The 16275-nt window shown below is 46.9% G+C and carries 17 protein-coding genes; 13 read left to right on the top strand and 4 right to left on the bottom strand.

What is annotated here, in order from left to right:
• Window positions 1-35: 35 nt before the first annotated feature.
• The 3 genes from SK066_RS16950 to SK066_RS16940 all read left to right on the top strand — a co-directional run bounded on the left by SK066_RS16950 (window position 36) and on the right by SK066_RS16940 (window position 4154).
• Window positions 36-1865 (top strand): HSP90 family protein, encoded by a 1830-nt coding sequence (locus SK066_RS16950; protein ID WP_320542347.1) that lies wholly within the window; start codon window positions 36-38, stop codon window positions 1863-1865.
• On the top strand, window positions 1862-2947 hold the full coding sequence (locus tag SK066_RS16945) for a hypothetical protein (RefSeq protein WP_320542346.1): 1086 nt from the start codon (window positions 1862-1864) through the stop codon (window positions 2945-2947). The genes SK066_RS16950 and SK066_RS16945 overlap by 4 nt, the downstream gene beginning before the upstream one ends.
• Window positions 2948-3080: 133 nt before the next feature.
• Window positions 3081-4154, top strand: coding sequence for a hypothetical protein (locus SK066_RS16940; RefSeq protein ID WP_320542345.1), 1074 nt, complete (start codon window positions 3081-3083; stop codon window positions 4152-4154).
• 235 nt (window positions 4155-4389) lie between these two features.
• On the opposite strand, the gene SK066_RS16935 is transcribed toward SK066_RS16940, so the two are convergent.
• The 3 genes from SK066_RS16935 to SK066_RS16925 form a co-directional block, all read right to left on the bottom strand.
• On the bottom strand, window positions 4390-6144 hold the full coding sequence (locus tag SK066_RS16935; RefSeq protein WP_320542344.1) for a methyl-accepting chemotaxis protein: 1755 nt from the start codon (window positions 6142-6144) through the stop codon (window positions 4390-4392).
• A 447-nt stretch (window positions 6145-6591) separates the two neighbouring features.
• Window positions 6592-7158 carry a hypothetical protein gene (locus SK066_RS16930; RefSeq protein WP_320542343.1) on the bottom strand — a complete coding sequence of 189 codons (567 nt, stop codon included), beginning with the start codon at window positions 7156-7158 and terminating at the stop codon, window positions 6592-6594.
• A 97-nt stretch (window positions 7159-7255) separates the two neighbouring features.
• The gene (locus tag SK066_RS16925; RefSeq protein ID WP_320542342.1) at window positions 7256-8539 is read right to left on the bottom strand and encodes a CYP152 family fatty-acid peroxygenase CypC; all 1284 of its coding nucleotides are present in this window, start codon (window positions 8537-8539) and stop codon (window positions 7256-7258) included.
• A gap of 302 nt (window positions 8540-8841) precedes the next feature.
• On the opposite strand from SK066_RS16925, the gene SK066_RS16920 reads away from it, so the two are divergent.
• From SK066_RS16920 to SK066_RS16880, 9 genes are all read left to right on the top strand, one after another.
• The gene (locus SK066_RS16920) at window positions 8842-9084 is read left to right on the top strand and encodes a hypothetical protein (protein ID WP_320542341.1); all 243 of its coding nucleotides are present in this window, start codon (window positions 8842-8844) and stop codon (window positions 9082-9084) included.
• Window positions 9085-9096: 12 nt separating this feature from the next.
• Entirely contained in the window at window positions 9097-9333 is a 237-nt protein-coding gene (locus SK066_RS16915; protein ID WP_320542340.1) for a GNAT family N-acetyltransferase, read from the top strand.
• 177 nt (window positions 9334-9510) lie between these two features.
• Window positions 9511-9636, top strand: a complete 126-nt coding sequence (locus SK066_RS16910; protein ID WP_268239784.1) for a hypothetical protein — start codon at window positions 9511-9513, stop codon at window positions 9634-9636.
• A 243-nt stretch (window positions 9637-9879) separates the two neighbouring features.
• Complete coding sequence (gene msrA, locus SK066_RS16905) at window positions 9880-10404, top strand: peptide-methionine (S)-S-oxide reductase MsrA (protein ID WP_250343029.1); 525 nt, start codon at window positions 9880-9882, stop codon at window positions 10402-10404.
• A 160-nt stretch (window positions 10405-10564) separates the two neighbouring features.
• On the top strand, window positions 10565-11035 hold the full coding sequence (locus SK066_RS16900; protein WP_320542339.1) for a hypothetical protein: 471 nt from the start codon (window positions 10565-10567) through the stop codon (window positions 11033-11035).
• A gap of 64 nt (window positions 11036-11099) precedes the next feature.
• Window positions 11100-11837: a Bax inhibitor-1/YccA family protein gene (locus SK066_RS16895; RefSeq protein WP_320542338.1), complete on the top strand. Its 738-nt coding sequence runs from the start codon at window positions 11100-11102 to the stop codon at window positions 11835-11837.
• 166 nt (window positions 11838-12003) lie between these two features.
• Entirely contained in the window at window positions 12004-12291 is a 288-nt protein-coding gene (locus SK066_RS16890; protein ID WP_320542337.1) for an antibiotic biosynthesis monooxygenase family protein, read from the top strand.
• A 100-nt stretch (window positions 12292-12391) separates the two neighbouring features.
• Complete coding sequence (locus tag SK066_RS16885) at window positions 12392-12889, top strand: GNAT family N-acetyltransferase (protein WP_320542336.1); 498 nt, start codon at window positions 12392-12394, stop codon at window positions 12887-12889.
• A complete protein-coding gene (locus tag SK066_RS16880) occupies window positions 12876-13511 on the top strand; it encodes a LysE family translocator (protein WP_320542335.1) in 636 nt (211 codons plus the stop codon). The genes SK066_RS16885 and SK066_RS16880 overlap by 14 nt, the downstream gene beginning before the upstream one ends.
• Before the next feature lie 170 nt (window positions 13512-13681).
• On the opposite strand, the gene SK066_RS16875 is transcribed toward SK066_RS16880, so the two are convergent.
• Window positions 13682-14647 (bottom strand): alpha/beta fold hydrolase, encoded by a 966-nt coding sequence (locus tag SK066_RS16875; RefSeq protein WP_320542334.1) that lies wholly within the window; start codon window positions 14645-14647, stop codon window positions 13682-13684.
• A gap of 333 nt (window positions 14648-14980) precedes the next feature.
• Here SK066_RS16875 and SK066_RS16870 point away from each other — a divergent pair, with 333 nt between their 5' ends.
• The gene (locus SK066_RS16870; RefSeq protein WP_320542333.1) at window positions 14981-16150 is read left to right on the top strand and encodes an ATP-grasp domain-containing protein; all 1170 of its coding nucleotides are present in this window, start codon (window positions 14981-14983) and stop codon (window positions 16148-16150) included.
• Window positions 16151-16275 lie beyond the last annotated feature (125 nt).

The following is a 16275-nucleotide window of genomic DNA, read 5'->3' as shown; positions in this document are numbered from 1 at the left end:
AACAATAACAATGATGCACGAAAGGATGAACCCTAATGACTAATAAAGATACATACCGCTTTCAGGTTAATTTGAGCGGCATGATTAATATTTTATCGAATCATCTGTACAGCAATCCACGCGTATTCCTGCGCGAAGTGATGCAAAACGGGGTGGATGCGGTTACTGCACGCACACAGATCGAGCCCGAGCATACAGGTCATATTCATATTGAACTGACCGGAGATATCACCAATCGTACGTTGATTATTGAGGATAATGGGATTGGTCTGACCGAAGAGGATATTCATGAATTTTTGGCTCAGATCGGCCAATCATCCAAGCGCGGCGAGGCGGCATTCACAGGCGAGACGTCCTTTATTGGGCGCTTTGGGATCGGGCTGCTGTCCTGCTTTATGGTCAGCGACGAGATCGTGATGGTTACGCGCTCAGCGAAGGGTGGCCCCACGCTGGAATGGCGCGGTCAACCGGATGGTACGTATAGCATTCGCAAGCTGGATACCGAGCTGTCGCCAGGCACGAAGGTATATTTGCGTTGTAAGCCGGGCAGTGAGATGTATTTTGATCCAGAATATCTGGCAGAGGGTCTGTATTACTACGGTGCCTTGCTGCCATATCCGATCACGCTTCAGTATGGTGAACAGTCGAAGGTGATTAATGATCAGCGTCCGGCGTGGCTGCATGAGCCAGAGCTGGCACGCAGTCATCGCGATGAGGTACTGGACTTTGGTGAGCGCTTAATGGGCGAGCGATTCAAGGACTTTATTCCGCTGCGTACGTCTTCCGGTCGCACCGGAGGAATTGCGTTTGTATTGCCGCATTCGGTCAATCTGAATGCGAAGCGCTCTCATCAGGTGTACTTGAAGTCGATGCTCGTATCAGATAAGGCGGAAAATATTTTGCCGGACTGGGCGTTTTTTGTAAAATGTCTGATCTGGACGGACGAGCTACAGCCGACGGCTTCGCGTGAGCATTTTTATGAGGATGAGAAGCTGCAGCAGGTACGTGAGGAGCTGGGCGATTCGATTCGTAGCGAGCTGATGCGGATGGCGGATTACGATTCGGATCGGTTACAGCATATTATTCAGCTGCATGTGCTGTCGATGAAGGCACTGGCAACGGAGGATGAGCAATTTTACCGGATTATTCATCGCTGGTTGCCATTTGAAACGACCTTTGGTCGCCGCACACTGGGCGAGATGCTAAAGGAGCATGATACGATCTATTTCACGCTCACACTGGATGAATATCGTCAGATTACCCATGTGGCGGCAGCGCAGGCGCTACTCGTCGTGAATGGTGGCTATATTTATGATGCAGAGCTAATGTCGGCTTTGCCGCTTGTCAATGATGCGGTGAGTACGAATCGTTTGATGCCAGAGGATGTATCGCTGTCCTTCGTCGATCTGACACCGGATGAGCGTCGTGCTTATTATGAGCTGACTCGAACCGCGGATACGGCCTTGCAGCGTTTCCGTTGCCAGATTCAGTTGAAGCGTTTCAAGCCATCCGAGCTGCCTGCCCTGTTCACCTTGTCCAAGGAATCGTCTGAGCTTCGTTCGCTCGAAGCGGCGAAGGAAGTTAGCACGGATACGTTATCTTCTATTCTCGGTAGTCTTGGCTCGGCAATGGAGCAATCTGCGTATTCGACGCTGTATCTGAATCTGGATAATCCAGTCGTTAGCAAAATTTTCATGCCAGGCAATGAAGCGATGATGGTTGTCGCTGTAGAGATGCTGTATGTGAATGCGCTGATGATGGGGCATTATCCGATGAATCGTCAGGAGCTGGCTACACTGAATCAGGGTATTCTACGCTTTATTGAACTGGGCTTGTCCGCAGGAGGAAGCGGGGATGCGCGATGAGCGAAATCTTCACCGATCCCGAATGTAAGCAGTTGTTCTGGCAGGCGCGCGGACTTCCAGATGGACCTGCGAAGCTACAGCTGTTAGAGCAGGCTGTACAGCTTGCCGATGCGTTAGGCGATGTACAGGCAGGGTATCTGATTCGAGAGGATCTGGTAGAGGCAGCTGTATTTAATGGGTTTGCGCTTAAAGCGATCACCCATTTCTCATGGCAGCTCGGTCAGTTTGATCGTAATCCCGATCTATATAATGAACGAAATCTCTTATGGTCTTATAAATGGATTATTAGCAATGCGATGGATTTCCCACAGATTAGTCGACAGCAGCTAATGGAACTGCTGTCCGATATGCGTGATCGCTATAAGCGTGCTGGGTATAGTGAGCGTACTTACTATAGCTATCTGTTCACACTGCATTTGCACACAGGCGAGTTTGAGCAGGCAGATGAATACTATAACATATACAAAAAAATGAAACGCGAGGATATTAGCAATTGTCGTGCGTGTGAACAAGATGAAATCGTTGGTTATTTTGCCAAAATTGGACGGTATAAGGAAGCGTTAAAAGCAGCCAATTCGATCATCAACGATAAAATGAGCTGTCAGAAAATTCCACACCTGACGCTGGCAGAGCTACTTATGCCGTTATATCAGCTAGGAAGGCAGGGAGAAGCAACCGATTATCAGCAAAAAAACTATCCGATGATTCAAAACAATCGTGATTTTCTGCGTAGCATTGGACAGCATATTGCTTATCTGGCTCACGTTGATCCTTTTAAAGGGTTGGAGCTGTACGAGCGCCATGCAGCATGGTCGTTTGATTGCGAAAGCCCGCTGGATCGGATGTATTTTCTCGCTTCGGCAGCTAGTTTGTTTACTGTACTGGCACAGGAAACGACCGAGTTCCAGATTCGTTTACCCGAGCAGTATCCTTATCCCGAGCACAGCCAGCATGTATCATTGATTGCAGAGCAGTTGAAAATGATGGCACTGGAGTTAGCCGAGCAATTCGATCGCCGTAATGGCACCTCGTATTATGTTGAAGCGATGGCGAAGCTGGCGGAAGGGTTATCGGTAGCGTAATCGGATAGGCTTGTAGAGTGAATGGATAAAGAAAAAAGATCAGATATGGAGACGTATCGCATCGATCACAGCTCAGCCTTATGAATCGTACACATAACAGGAATAGTATAGACCAGTATAGGAGGAAGAATAGATGAGCATGAATACCGAACGTGACTATGAGGAATTATTGGACGAAGCATATGGCTTGCCGAATGGGCATGCCAAGCTGCAATTGCTGGAGGAAGCAGCTCGTATCGCCGATTCACTTGGAGAAGTGGAAGCGGGCTACGAGATTCGCGGAGAGATTGTGGAGACAGCATCGTTCAGTGGTTTTCCGCGTACAGCGTTAGTCGCTTTCTCATGGCAGTTAGGACAATTTGATAAAAATCCAGATATGTACGACGAATGGACATTACTCTGGTCGTACAAATGGATTCTCGGAAACGTTGCAGCTTTCCCAGAAATCGAGCGTGCTCAGATTGATTCATTATTAGAGGATATGCGTCGACGTTATTTGGAAGCGGGCTATAGCGATTATGCTTACCACTACTATCGCTTTGTACTGGCTATCGATTATGGTGAGCTGGATGAGGCGGAGCAGGCGCTGAATCAATTAAAGACGCTACCACGCGATGGAATGGCAGATTGCGATGCCTGTGAGCAAAATGAATTTGTCGATTTCTGGGCACAGCGTCAAAACGATGAACAGACGATCCAAATGGCACAGCCGATTATCAAGGGAGGAATGTCTTGTGCTGAGGTGCCTCATGTGACGCTACCTAAGGTATTGATGCCGTTATATCGCCAGGGCAAGCAAGCCGAAGCCGACAAGTATCAGAAGAAAAGCTACAAATTGATTCACGATAATACTGACTTTGTACAGTCCATCGGTGAGCATATTGGCTACCTGACAGTGACAGATCCGTACAAAGCGTTAGAGCTGTTTGAAAAGCATGCGCATTGGACAGATCTGAATGAAGCGCCAATCGATAAAATGCTGTTCCATGCCTACACCAGTGGAATGTTCAAGCGTCTGGCACAGGAAACCGTACAATTTAATGTGAAGCTACCTTCATCCTATCCACATCCTGAGCATGCAACCGATGTGAATCGACTGGCTGCATATTATGGCGAGCTGGCAACCGATGTCGCACGTAAGCTCGATCTTCGTAACGGAAATAGCTATCAAAGCGAGCATGTGAAGCGGTTGATGGATACGGTTTGATTTTTGAATATAAATTAGCAAACGTATATCTAAGCAAGTATATGATGAAGCGTGTATACGCTGTGAGTTAAATAAAAACCATCGAGTCACTTCCTTTTCTGCATGAAGGAGAGGAGGACTCGATGGTTTTTTGTCATTAGGCTTACTGGTTATCGTTGTCTGGGTTATATAGTATGCTGGCGATGATAACCTTCACTCTTAACGTATAGATGCAGCTTACAGGCATCTCCATAGCTTATACCTGCACGCGCTGTACCGCTTCATTCATTGCACCTGTCTGTGCATTTAGCTCGCTAGACATATCGGTAATCTTATGGAACATGGAGGCTTGCTCCTGTACGAGATGATAGATTTCATCGGAGTAATCGGAGACCTCGGATGAGATGCGTGAGATCGTCTGTACCGATGCCGCTGCTTCTTCTGTACCCGCAGTAATCTGCTCTGCTGCGGCAGAGATTTCCTGAATGCGATCAGTCACGGTCATAAATGCCTCGACCACACTCGTAAAGGCACGCTCCGCATCAGCAGTCATCGTCACGCCCTGCTTGATCTCGCCTGCTGTCTGATTCATCTGTGTACCGATCTGAACGGCTTCCTGCTGAATACCGAGTAGTAGGGTAGAGATCATCTGAACCGATTCGTTTGATGCTTCTGCCAGCTTGCGTACTTCATCAGCGACAACGGCGAATCCCTTGCCATGCTCACCTGCATGTGCCGCCTCAATCGAGGCATTCAGAGCTAGCAGCTTAGTCTGTGCGGCGAATTCTTTTACCGAATGTAATGCACTACCAATCTCCTGAGAGTAGTTGTTAAGCGTACCTACCATCGTAGACACCTGTGCGGCAGCTTGAGAAATATGATCCATTTGATCGCGTACATGACTCATGCTTTGTTGCCCTGTTTGCGCGGTGTGCAGTGCATCTGTTGCAGCATCCGACACAGCAGAGGAGGATTCGGAAATATTCGTAATTCCGCGTGCGATTTCTTCCATAGCATTAGAGCTATCCATCACGCCTTGCTTTTGCGTATGAGCGCCTTCGCGAATCTTCTCCATCGCGTCGTGAACAGTCGAGTTCATCTGCTGCATGCCGTCAGCATCCTGTCGGAACTGAACTGCTGATTCGGTCAGGATGGATGTAGTAGTGGATACGCCAGACACCATGCCACGTACCATATCGTTGAGATTGCCCGACATATGCAGCATCGCTTTGTAGGTACTACCGATCTCATCATCATTACGTACATGGCGGGTGGATAATAGGCGATGCGCTTCGGCAAGCTGACCATCTGCCATTTTGAGTACACTGGACTTTAAGTTACCCAGCGGACGCAGTCCACGAATAATAAACCACATCACAATCGCGATTCCAAGCAAGGTGAATACGAATAGCAAAATATACAGAATCCAGCTCGATTTCAGTACATTAGCTTCAATCTGATCAATAACAGCAACGGAGGTATCGATACCAATCACACCAAGCAGCTTACCGTTACTATCTAAAATGGGAGCATAGGAGGAGATATAGCGCCCGTACTCCTCATTATTAATGATCGAAGAGCTAGCACTGTGTCCTGCCTGTAGACGTTGAACCGCATCGGCAGGAATATCAGTCACTTCATTGATAGCAGATGCTTTCGCAGGGTCTTTCATTCCATCCACCATCATGAGCGGTGTTCCTTTGGAGTCGATTTTTACAAAATACACATACATCGCGCCAATACGCTGACGGAATTGATCCAGCTCATCACGAATCGCGAAAAAGCTCGCATTTTCCTGAGGATTCTGGGAAAAGCGAATGTAGCTTGCTGCATCCAGCTGCTTGACATAATTCTCAGCAATCTGAACGTTATAGCTGGAGATTGCCTCCTGCGCCGTCAGCTTCATGTTTGCCAGTTGCAGCAGCAGGCTACCCGCCGCAATCAGCATCATCACAAGTGTTACAATAGCAACAATACGAATGACCAAATGATTTTTGAAAAAACGAACCATCCCATCCTCTTCCTCTCGCTCACCAACAGTTATATTTACGTGCTACAGACCATAGAATCAGGTTTTTAGCACTATGTAATTGTGAAAATCGTAGCTGAATTTGTCGTTTTTTGCAATAGATTATGACGGAAATAATTAACTTTTATTATGTTATTTTCCGTTTAGAGTCATTAAGGGAATTAGTGGATATGAATTGTGATGATGGACGCTTAGCTCATGTAAAGGATATGGAATAGAAATAGAAAAGCCTATCCATGATCGGATAGGCTTTTTTACTGTTTAGCTATACTCTGACGAAGCTCAATCGATCAGAGAAGATGATTAGACAATCCAGCATAATGGTCATAAACGTTCATACATGACCCAGCAACTGTACAGACGGTGCGCTACTATTTTCCGTCAAATGAATTAAAATCGATGGATCATCAGAGGGCATCCCATATCATTTTATGACCGATCTGACGATGCATTCTTGTCCCGACCTGATGCTGTATCACCTGCAACGCGCCAGCGGCGGCTGAACTTGCTAAGACGTGGATGCAGCTGCTGTGGCTCCTCGGTTAATACCAGACTAATTTTGCTAATCCATTCCTCAAAAATAGAGAACGAAGCAAATTGATTCGCCATCTCTGGTGTCATTAGTAAAAAGTAGGGCGATTCATAATGATCGATCATCGTGCGTAATGCTGCCTCCATCGGTGTGTACTTTTTACGCTTGCCATCCCAGCCTTCAATAATGACTGCACGATGAGCGTTATGCTGCTTCCAATCCTGCAAGCGTCGTTCACGCTGATAAAAGGGAGCAACCGATTCTTTAGACATTCGTTTGACCGTCTGTTCATGCAGCGGATAGAGCACGAGCCGTGAGAAGTTCATCTGCTGCATCGTTATCAGCGCCTGCTCTAGCTCGCCATCTGATGTATCCTGAAAGGAATCGTAGTAGATCAGTGTGCCGCGTGTAGAGGACGGCGGTGGCTCATAGCCATAGGGGACACGCTGAGTAGGCTGTGGCATGCTGCATGCTCCTTTCGAAAGCGATCTATCACTTACAGATCGCTGTATTTCTTCCTATTGTACTCGTCCAGATGCAGCACTGACCAGCACCGATTGATCAGAAGCGCGAAGAAGAGCTTTTCGGACGAGCATGACTCATAATGAAGCGGCTCGCAGGAAGGGCTGGCATACGTGACAGATCGATCGACAGATCCTGCTCGGGCACTTCGTATTCAATATGACCTGCTAGAAATTCCAGACTCACTCGCATTACATCAATGGTCAGCCATTCACCAGCACAGCGATGATCCTGACGATGATCGCCACCACCCTGCGGAATCAGATCAAATGGACTTCCATCCCAATCTGCGAAGCGCTCCGGACGGAATTGCTGCGGCTCATCCCATAGCTTAGGATCATGCGTTGTACCATACACATCGAGTAGCACTGTCGTGCCTTCGGGGAAATGATAACCTTTCCACGTAAAGTCCTTACGCACGCTGGCACCTAGAATCGGCGTGAACGGATACAGGCGACGTACCTCCTGTACAAACCACTGGCTATACGTATCATCTCCATTTTCAAACGATTCGATCAGCTTCTGATGGGTCTCTGGATACGTATGCAGCGCATGAGCGCTAAATACAACATAATAAGCGATCGCTACGATCGGACGGATAATGTTGATCAGCTCGACAGCAGCGACTTTAGCATCCAGCAGCTCGCCATCCAGACCGCGATGCCAGGAGATCACATGTGCAGCCGTATGCTCATCGGTCTGTACACGCTGTGCACGAATCAATTCCACCAGCTCGGTGACCCATTGCTCTGTGCGCTGTCTGGCATCTCGGCCTTCCTTGTATCGGTCACCTATCGCACCAAAGGCGTCCACCATACTCGCAAGATCGTTAGCGATCGTCTGCACATCCTGTTCACGGAGCGGTACACCTGCCCACTGACATGCTGCACGACACATCACCTGCTGTGCTTCGTCTACCAGCTCAAGCTGTACGGTGCTTTGCCAGCGAAGTGCGGCAGATAGCCATTGCTGCCTTACGATATCCTGAATCATTTGCAGTCGATCTGGCGTCATGAGCGACATGAACATCTGTTTACGATGAGCATGAGCCTGACCATCCAGCGTCTGCACGCCCTTTTCACCAAATAGCGATTTTTGAATGCGTTTCGGGATCGCTCCTCCACGCTGGAACAGCTCGCGATCATAAAATAGCTCTGCCGCCTCCTTGCCACCTATGCAGATGGCAGGCTGACCAAGCAGACGAGTCTGGAAAATATCCGTTTGCAGCTTTTGCCTACGGTCAAAGGCATATGTATACCCTTCTGCCAGCAGGTTGATGCTACCATCAATTGTATGATCGCGTGGAATGTCGAGATTTTTCATTCGAATCGCTCCTTTTTGTATGCTCTAATGGATGTGCTATACTACATGAGACAAAACTGGATCGTATACCCATACTGAACTTCATTACCTCTAAGTGGCCTGAGAATAACAGATTTTGTCTAAAATGATAATTGAATACATACAGTTCGTTGTTAGCCTACCTATTGCTTTCAAGATTTCTTTACAAGTATGGACTTGATAGACAAAAGAAAGAGAGAAGATACTCCAGCAATACAAAATTGAGATAGCAAGGCAACCCTATACTACCAATCCAATAGACCGCATGGATAAAGGAGCTTCGTATGTCAGTTACATTTATTCGATCAACACCCGAGCAACTTGCCCAGGAGCTAGCTATTATTAATTCCAATCCCGACTATAATCTTCTGAGTCATGGCAAAGAGGTACTGACTGCCAGTGAACTACAGGAAGAGCATCTTCAGGCGCAGCAGCTCGGCGCAGAGCGCAAGCTGATTGTTCTAGAGGATACGCCGATCGGCATTGTAGAATTGTTACCACTCTATCCACAGGATGGTTACCCGTGACTGGGCTTATTTATGATTGACGGAAGCAAGCGTCGCAGTGGATATGGCGCGCTAGCCTGGCAGGCTGTAGAGCAGATGCTGCTCCAGCGCGGTATTCACGAATTGCGCCTGGCAGTCATTGCAGAGAATGAGCCTGCCCATGCCTTCTGGAAAAAGCAACAATTTCACTATGTAAAGCCATCGGTTAACCATACAGGGCTGGACGTGATTATTTATGAAAAACAGCTGGATATACCTATACTTTCATAACGTTTTATGCTTGATATGATAAAGTGATCATATACAATTGAAGATTTAAATATGCGTTAACAAATGATCGATTTTTTCGATAATATTTTACAAACTTAGCGATTGACACCTGTAATACCTGCCCTTAAAATTTGTTTAAACCGCAAGGTTTATTCATTATTCAGGGGAGGGACCCTCATGCTGCAAACCATTCAAAAAGTGTTCGAATGGCTATTTGTTCACCGTAACGGCGTATATCATTTCGGTGATGTGTATTGTGAAGACAGCGGCTTCATCGTCTACATCCCTAGAGAAGAAGAATAACTTCGGCGTATAGACTATATGACCTTATCCATAGGCTGCAGCGCACGGTGATTCCGTGTCTGCGGCTTTTGTTTGTTTTCGCATGGATGTGGTAACGGTGAATGAATGAGATACATGGATGGAATGGTGAAAGCACGGTATAATAGAAAGGACAGGCTTAACGTTAGATGGCATATGCCAGCGTCAATTCGCAATGTACTTCATTTGAATCTATAGCTGAAAGGATGAATGACTATGGCACAATTGCAAAAGGCAACATTTGCAGGTGGCTGCTTCTGGTGCATGGTGACACCATTTGAAGAACTGCCTGGTATTCACGGTATTGTCTCCGGCTACACCGGTGGACATGTGAAGAACCCAACCTATGAGCAAGTAAAAACAGGCAATACCGGTCATTACGAAGTCGTTGAAATTACATTTGACCCGGAGCTGTTCCCGTATGAGCGCTTGCTGGAGCTGTACTGGCCTCAAATCGATCCGACCGACGACGGCGGGCAATTCCATGACCGCGGCTCTCAGTACCGCACAGCGATCTTTTACCATAACGAGCAGCAGCAGGAGCAGGCGCTGCAAACGAAAGCAGACGTAGCGGCGAGCGGTCGCTTTGGCGATAAGCCGATCGTGACTGAAATTCTGCCTGCTGACGTGTTTTATCCGGCAGAGGAATACCACCAGGATTACCACAAAAAGAACAAAAAGCATTACAAAGAAGATCGCGAGAAGTCAGGTCGCGATGAGTTTATTACGGAGCATTGGCAGGAATCCTGAGCTTCTGCATCGAACCACATAGGGCAGCTGCAATCCGGATGGGAGCGATTCTGTTCGGATTGTTGTCTGTTCAGCATAAAAATATATACTACGATCCCATCCAAACAGAAGGAGGGTTGTTCCGATTGAGAAATCATACATACGATGCGGAATGTAGATCATGACCGCACGGGATTCGATCAAAGCAGAATTAGAAATCGAGCGGGAAAGAATACGATCTTTCTTTACTGCACCTTTAATGCACAGGGGAATCATTGTCGATTATGTAGCAGATTGTAGCCCGGGGTGTGCTGATACCATCATAAGTAACGCCAAAAATATCCTACAGGTCATCAATGAAGCGAGCCAGGATCAGTGGCCGGATATAGAGGATTGGATATCGATATTGCCGCCAGCTTTTACAGATTCCTTTCCCTCGACTGAAGATGAGGACGATTGGTCATTAGAGGGATGGTTATACTGGTTTGGACTTGAGAATCGTTTCTGGTTTTTATGGGAGCTCGCGCCAATTGGAGACGCACAGCTCAAAATTAGCATATGGATTTACGAGCATCCTTTTCCAGCAGAAGCACGGGAAGTGTTGTTTATGAAGCTAGGTACGAAGCAGCTGAAAGAAATCAATATTCGTTGAAGTCAGGCAATGAAGCTGGGCAATATAATGAAGCATGAATCTAACCATGAAAAGGATGATCCATATGGCACTACGCAACCCTGTAATCTACGGCAACCGATTTGAGCGCTCCCCTGATCACGATTACGGACAATCGATGACGTTGGCTGGAGCCGCGGGTAAAGCGCTGATTTTAACGGTTTTGCTTGTAGCCTCGGCTGCATACACCTGGTATTTGTTTTTCAACGGTCAGGATGTGAGTGGATTTTTAAAGGTAGGCTTGATCGGCTCATTAGTCATCGCATTGCCTACTATATTTTTTCCGCGCATCTCGCCGTTTACCGCACCACTGTATGTCATTGTAAATGGTCTATTGTATGGCGCTGTATCCGCGATGGGCGAATATCTGTATCCAGGTATTGTGATGAACGCGATTCTGATCACATTATCGCTATTTCTGATCACACTATTTCTGTATGCGACACGTATTATTCGTGTAACGCCGGGGCTGGTAGCCGCGATTAGTATTGCTACACTGGCAATTGCTTTAACGTATCTGGTCAATTTTATATTGAGCTTTTTCGGTATGAGCGTGCCGTATATTCACGATACGGGCTGGGTTGGCATCGCAATTAGCGCTTTTGTTATCGTGATTGCGACTTCTAATCTGCTGATCGATTTTAGCAATATCGAGCAGTACGCTAACGAAGGTCGTCCGAAATATATGGAATGGTACGGTGCATTTGGTCTGATGGTAACGATCATCTGGATGTATTTCGAAATTCTACGTCTGCTGGCCAAGCTGGCTTCTAGCCGCAACTAATCTTGCAATGCCGTCTGTTCGCTGTTTGCGAAGGACGGCATTTTTCTATCCTGCCCTGACGTCTCGATATCCATAAGGCAAGAAGACAGAAAAGGATAAAAGGCTAGCTGTGTGGCAGAAGTTGCGTTATAGTATTTTTTATATTTATTTGGAGGAGGGTTCACGGATGATACTTGAAGTAGCCATATTGAATGTAATTCCAGGACAGAGCGAAGCATTTGAAGCAAGCTTCCAGCAGGCTCAGCAGATTATCACAGGGATGCAGGGCTATATCTCGCACGAGCTACAACGCTGTATGGAGGTGGAGAACCAGTACATTTTATTAGTACGTTGGGAGACACTGGAGGATCATACGGAGGGCTTCCGTGGCTCAGCCGAATATCAGCAATGGAAAAAGCTACTTCATCATTATTATGATCCGTTCCCGGTCGTTCATCATTATGAGCTTGTGTGACACTCTACGTTCACTAGCTAGCACCAGTTCAACCATTCACCTACATAGAATAAACAAATGAGGCTATACCAAATACAGGATTAGTAGAGGAGAGAAAACCATGAGTATAATTACTATTCAACAGCGTACTGCCCAGCATGCTGATCTACGACAGCTGATTGCAGAGCTGGATGAGGATTTGCTGCTACGTTATCCGCCGGAGCTGATTCATGGTATGGATCTGGATCATCCCGATGTGGAGAACAATACCTTTATGGTCGCTTATGTGGATGACCAGCCCGCTGGCTGTGGCGCGATTCGTAAGCTAGATGAGCAGTATACAGAGCTAAAACGGTTTTTCGTTCGTGGTACGTATCGTCGGCAGGGCATTGCCGGTCGATTGCTGCAAGCGCTGGAGTCTGCGGCAGTAGAGCAGGGCTTTATAGGAATCCGTCTGGAGACTGGGAGCAAGCAGCAGGAAGCGATGGCATTTTATGAGCGGAATGGATACGTGCCGATTGAGCGGTTTGGCGAGTATATTGGTGAGGAGCAGAGTCGTTGCTATGAAAAAATGCCACTTCAACCGATAGGGGATGACGTTCAGCATGTGGGGAATTGAGCATTACTGGCTGTTTATACTATCTAGCATTTTGCTGAATATTACACCGGGCAGTGATACGATCTATATTTTAAGTCGAAGTGTGTTTCAAGGGAAACAGGCAGGCTTGATGTCGGTCTATGGGATCATTGCAGGCTCATGCGTGCATACCTTGCTGGCAGGCTTAGGCTTATCGTTGATTCTGATGCAGTCAGCATTTGCTTTTAATCTGGTAAAATGGATTGGTGCAGGTTATCTGATCTGGCTCGGTATTCGTTCGCTGATGACCCGGCACGAAGCGGGAACAGGGCTTCAGCAGACTTCCGGACAGTCATTGCGCAGGGTATTTTTTCAAGGAATGCTAACGAATGTACTGAATCCGAAGGTAGCGCTATTCTTCCTTGCCTTTATTCCACAATTTGTTGATCCGACGCAAAGTATGGGCGCGTTGCCATTCCTACTGCTTGGATTCACCTTTAGTGTGACCGGTCTATGCTGGTGTCTATTGCTCGTCTTCTTCTCTAGCAAGCTGGCGCATCGACTTCAATCGAGCATAGTTTCTCGTTATATGAACCGTATTACAGGCAGTGTCTTCGTACTGCTAGGGCTGAATCTGCTACGTACTACACGCACCATGCCGTAATAGCCGGATATAGGATAAGATGTAGCAGCATTAATATCCACAGGCAAAAGAATCGTTTTTGCGTTGGACGCTGTGATAAGTCGATCGTGCTTCATATGAACGGAAAAGCGCTATATGTAAAAAGAAAAGCCCTGTATGCACCCATTGTGGTGCGTACAGGGCTTTTGGGTTTAGCGAGCATACGTAGCAGCTGATGCTACAGCGCAGTGGCGTTCCAACCAGTGCAACAGATCAGCTGTAACCTCGTCACGGTTAATATCATTTAAGGTTTCATGTCTTGCACCTGGATATAGCTTCAATTCAACATCCGAAATGTCCAGTTTACGATACTGCTCATACAATCGCTGCACACCTTTCCCATATAAGCCTACCGGATCACGATCACCACTGAACAGATAGATCGGCTTCTGCTTCGGAATCCGCTGCATATACTCTGGACGATGAATTTCCATGAGCAAGCGGAAGAAATGCACATAAAAGCGTACGCTCACTGGCTTTGCGCAGTAAGGATCATTCACATATTGAGCGACCTCCCCCGGATCACGGGAAAGCCAGTCGAATCGAGTGGCACGCGGACGTGGCAAGCCGCGATTGTACGGGCCAAATACAAGCGCATGCAGTAATGGGCTGCGATACAGCGGTCCACGTAGCCGATGCTCCAGCTCCGCAATCCGCGCGCCAGTCGACAACAATCCGCGAGGGCCATTTGAACCTGATAAAATAAAACCATCATACTCCTCAGGATGACGGTACATTAGCTGCTGTACGACAAACGAACCCATACTGTGCCCAAGCAAAAATAAAGGCAACCCCGGATGCTCTTGCCGAATCAATTGAGATAGCTGGGATAGATTCTGTCCCATCCAGTAAAAGCCATCTTCACCCGGATCGCCTAGCTCCTGTAAAGATGCTGCTGTCTGCCCGTGCCCACGATGATCATTCGCATATACTGCATAGCCCTGTTCAGTTAGTGCAGCCGCAAGACGGGCGTACCGTGCTGCGGTTTCCGACATGCCATGCGACAATTGTATAACCCCACGCAGTCCGGGCTTGCTCTGCATATGATCAGGTAGCCACTCATATACATGAACCGCAACGCCCTGCGGGTCCATCATTCGAAATGTACGTTGTTGCATGAATCGATCGTCCTTTCTATCGGTATCCTATGTGTACGTATATGGAGAATGCATATGACAATATTCCGATACTTCTCTATCCATTAGCTTACTATAAAATACCAGTTTTGAGCGTAATAAAATGTCAACATTATAGGGTTATTAACCCAAATTCAGCGATGGATTTACAGTATTCTTCCATTTTTAAAGGGAGATTTATTTCATAGCTACAGGTTTATTCTATTGTTTGAATAGCGAAGTATGCTGGATGATGTCGTTATTTATAATTCAAATTGACGAACGTTCCATAGACTGCTAAATTAGTTTTAATCTTGTGATGGAGGCGGTATGGTCATGAAATTTGTCTTTTTCTCTCCACATTTTCCTAGTAGTAGTAGTGAGTTTGCCATTCGGCTACATCAAGAGGGCGCGACTGTGCTTGGCATTGGTGATGCAGAGTACACCAGTCTGGAGCCTCGTTTGCAGGCGGCGCTGACGGAATATTACCGTATTGACAGTATGGAACAGCAGGATGATATTTTACGTGCGGTTGGATTTTTTACCCATAAGTATGGCAAGATGGATCGTTTTGAGTCGATGAATGAATACTGGCTGGAAAGCGATGCTCAGATGCGAACGGATTTTAACATCGAGGGCACAAAAGCCGATTTTGTAGATAATCTCAAGCAAAAATCAAAAATGAAAGACTTTTTTCAGAAGAGCGGCGTAGATACCGTTCGTTTTCTCAAAAATCCAGATCAGGAAAGTGCAGCTGCATTTATCCAGCAAAATGGCTTTCCAGTGGTTGTAAAGCCTGATCTTGGCTCAGGTGCAAGCATGACGTACAAGCTGAGCGATCAGGAGGAGCTGGACTACTTTTTACATACACGTCCTGAGGATACCGAATTTATTATGGAAGAATTCGTCGATGGTATTATTTTGACCTATGACGGATTGATTGATCGCGATGGAATCATTCGTTTTCAGGCGAGCCACCGCTTTGAGCAGAGCATCATGAAGGTGGTTAGTGATGATGATCATCTGCGTTATTTTTGCTTGAAGGACGTTGATCCTGAGGTGGAGCAGGCAGGACGTAGCATTTTGCAGGCATTTGATATTAAAGAGCGATTTTTCCATATTGAGCTGTTCAAGTCCAATAAGGATGGCAGACTGATCGCGCTGGAAGTCAATATGCGTCCACCAGGAGCATGGATGACAGATGCGATTAATTATGCGTACGATGTGGATGTCTACTCGCTGTGGGCGCAGATGGTTGTGCACGGTGGCAAAGGCGAACCACCAGCCGGGCATTACTACACTGGCTATGCAAGCCGCAAGGATTGGAAAACATATGCGCATACGCATGAGGATATCGTACAGCAATTTGGAGAAGGCATTGTGCGCTACGGAGAGATTGAGGCGATCTTCAGTCGTGCCAGTGGTAATCGTGCTTATCAATTCCGAGCAGATACATTAGAACGTGTACGTGAGATGGCTGATTACATTCAGGCAGAGCATTATTGAGTAGAGCGATAGGCAATAAAGGTATTGAATAGAGCACTAAGCTTATGCAGTAAATGAAGCAAGCTATACAAATGGAGTGGCGATCCGTAGATCAGGCGAGATGCTCGCTACGCTTGAATGTCTAC

Origin of the sequence: Paenibacillus hunanensis (assembly GCF_034055775.1) — a bacterium.
In the GTDB taxonomy this organism is placed as follows: Bacteria; Bacillota; Bacilli; order Paenibacillales; family Paenibacillaceae; genus Saccharibacillus; species Saccharibacillus hunanensis.
This window is presented reverse-complemented; position numbering and strand designations above follow the sequence as displayed.

What these genes read in the sequence shown, in the direction of transcription:
- SK066_RS16935 (WP_320542344.1), bottom strand. Translation starts at nt 6,144, where the DNA reads ATGGTTCGTTTTTTCAAAAATCATTTGGTCATTCGTATTGTTGCTATT.
- SK066_RS16925 (WP_320542342.1), bottom strand. Translation starts at nt 8,539, where the DNA reads ATGAAAAATCTCGACATTCCACGCGATCATACAATTGATGGTAGCATC.
- SK066_RS16870 (WP_320542333.1), top strand. Translation starts at nt 14,981, where the DNA reads ATGAAATTTGTCTTTTTCTCTCCACATTTTCCTAGTAGTAGTAGTGAG.
- SK066_RS16920 (WP_320542341.1), top strand. Translation starts at nt 8,842, where the DNA reads ATGTCAGTTACATTTATTCGATCAACACCCGAGCAACTTGCCCAGGAG.
- SK066_RS16900 (WP_320542339.1), top strand. Translation starts at nt 10,565, where the DNA reads ATGACCGCACGGGATTCGATCAAAGCAGAATTAGAAATCGAGCGGGAA.
- SK066_RS16930 (WP_320542343.1), bottom strand. Translation starts at nt 7,158, where the DNA reads ATGCCACAGCCTACTCAGCGTGTCCCCTATGGCTATGAGCCACCGCCG.
- SK066_RS16895 (WP_320542338.1), top strand. Translation starts at nt 11,100, where the DNA reads ATGGCACTACGCAACCCTGTAATCTACGGCAACCGATTTGAGCGCTCC.
- SK066_RS16880 (WP_320542335.1), top strand. Translation starts at nt 12,876, where the DNA reads ATGTGGGGAATTGAGCATTACTGGCTGTTTATACTATCTAGCATTTTG.
- SK066_RS16915 (WP_320542340.1), top strand. Translation starts at nt 9,097, where the DNA reads ATGATTGACGGAAGCAAGCGTCGCAGTGGATATGGCGCGCTAGCCTGG.
- SK066_RS16885 (WP_320542336.1), top strand. Translation starts at nt 12,392, where the DNA reads ATGAGTATAATTACTATTCAACAGCGTACTGCCCAGCATGCTGATCTA.
- SK066_RS16910 (WP_268239784.1), top strand. Translation starts at nt 9,511, where the DNA reads ATGCTGCAAACCATTCAAAAAGTGTTCGAATGGCTATTTGTTCACCGT.
- SK066_RS16950 (WP_320542347.1), top strand. Translation starts at nt 36, where the DNA reads ATGACTAATAAAGATACATACCGCTTTCAGGTTAATTTGAGCGGCATG.
- SK066_RS16945 (WP_320542346.1), top strand. Translation starts at nt 1,862, where the DNA reads ATGAGCGAAATCTTCACCGATCCCGAATGTAAGCAGTTGTTCTGGCAG.
- SK066_RS16940 (WP_320542345.1), top strand. Translation starts at nt 3,081, where the DNA reads ATGAGCATGAATACCGAACGTGACTATGAGGAATTATTGGACGAAGCA.
- SK066_RS16890 (WP_320542337.1), top strand. Translation starts at nt 12,004, where the DNA reads ATGATACTTGAAGTAGCCATATTGAATGTAATTCCAGGACAGAGCGAA.
- SK066_RS16875 (WP_320542334.1), bottom strand. Translation starts at nt 14,647, where the DNA reads ATGCAACAACGTACATTTCGAATGATGGACCCGCAGGGCGTTGCGGTT.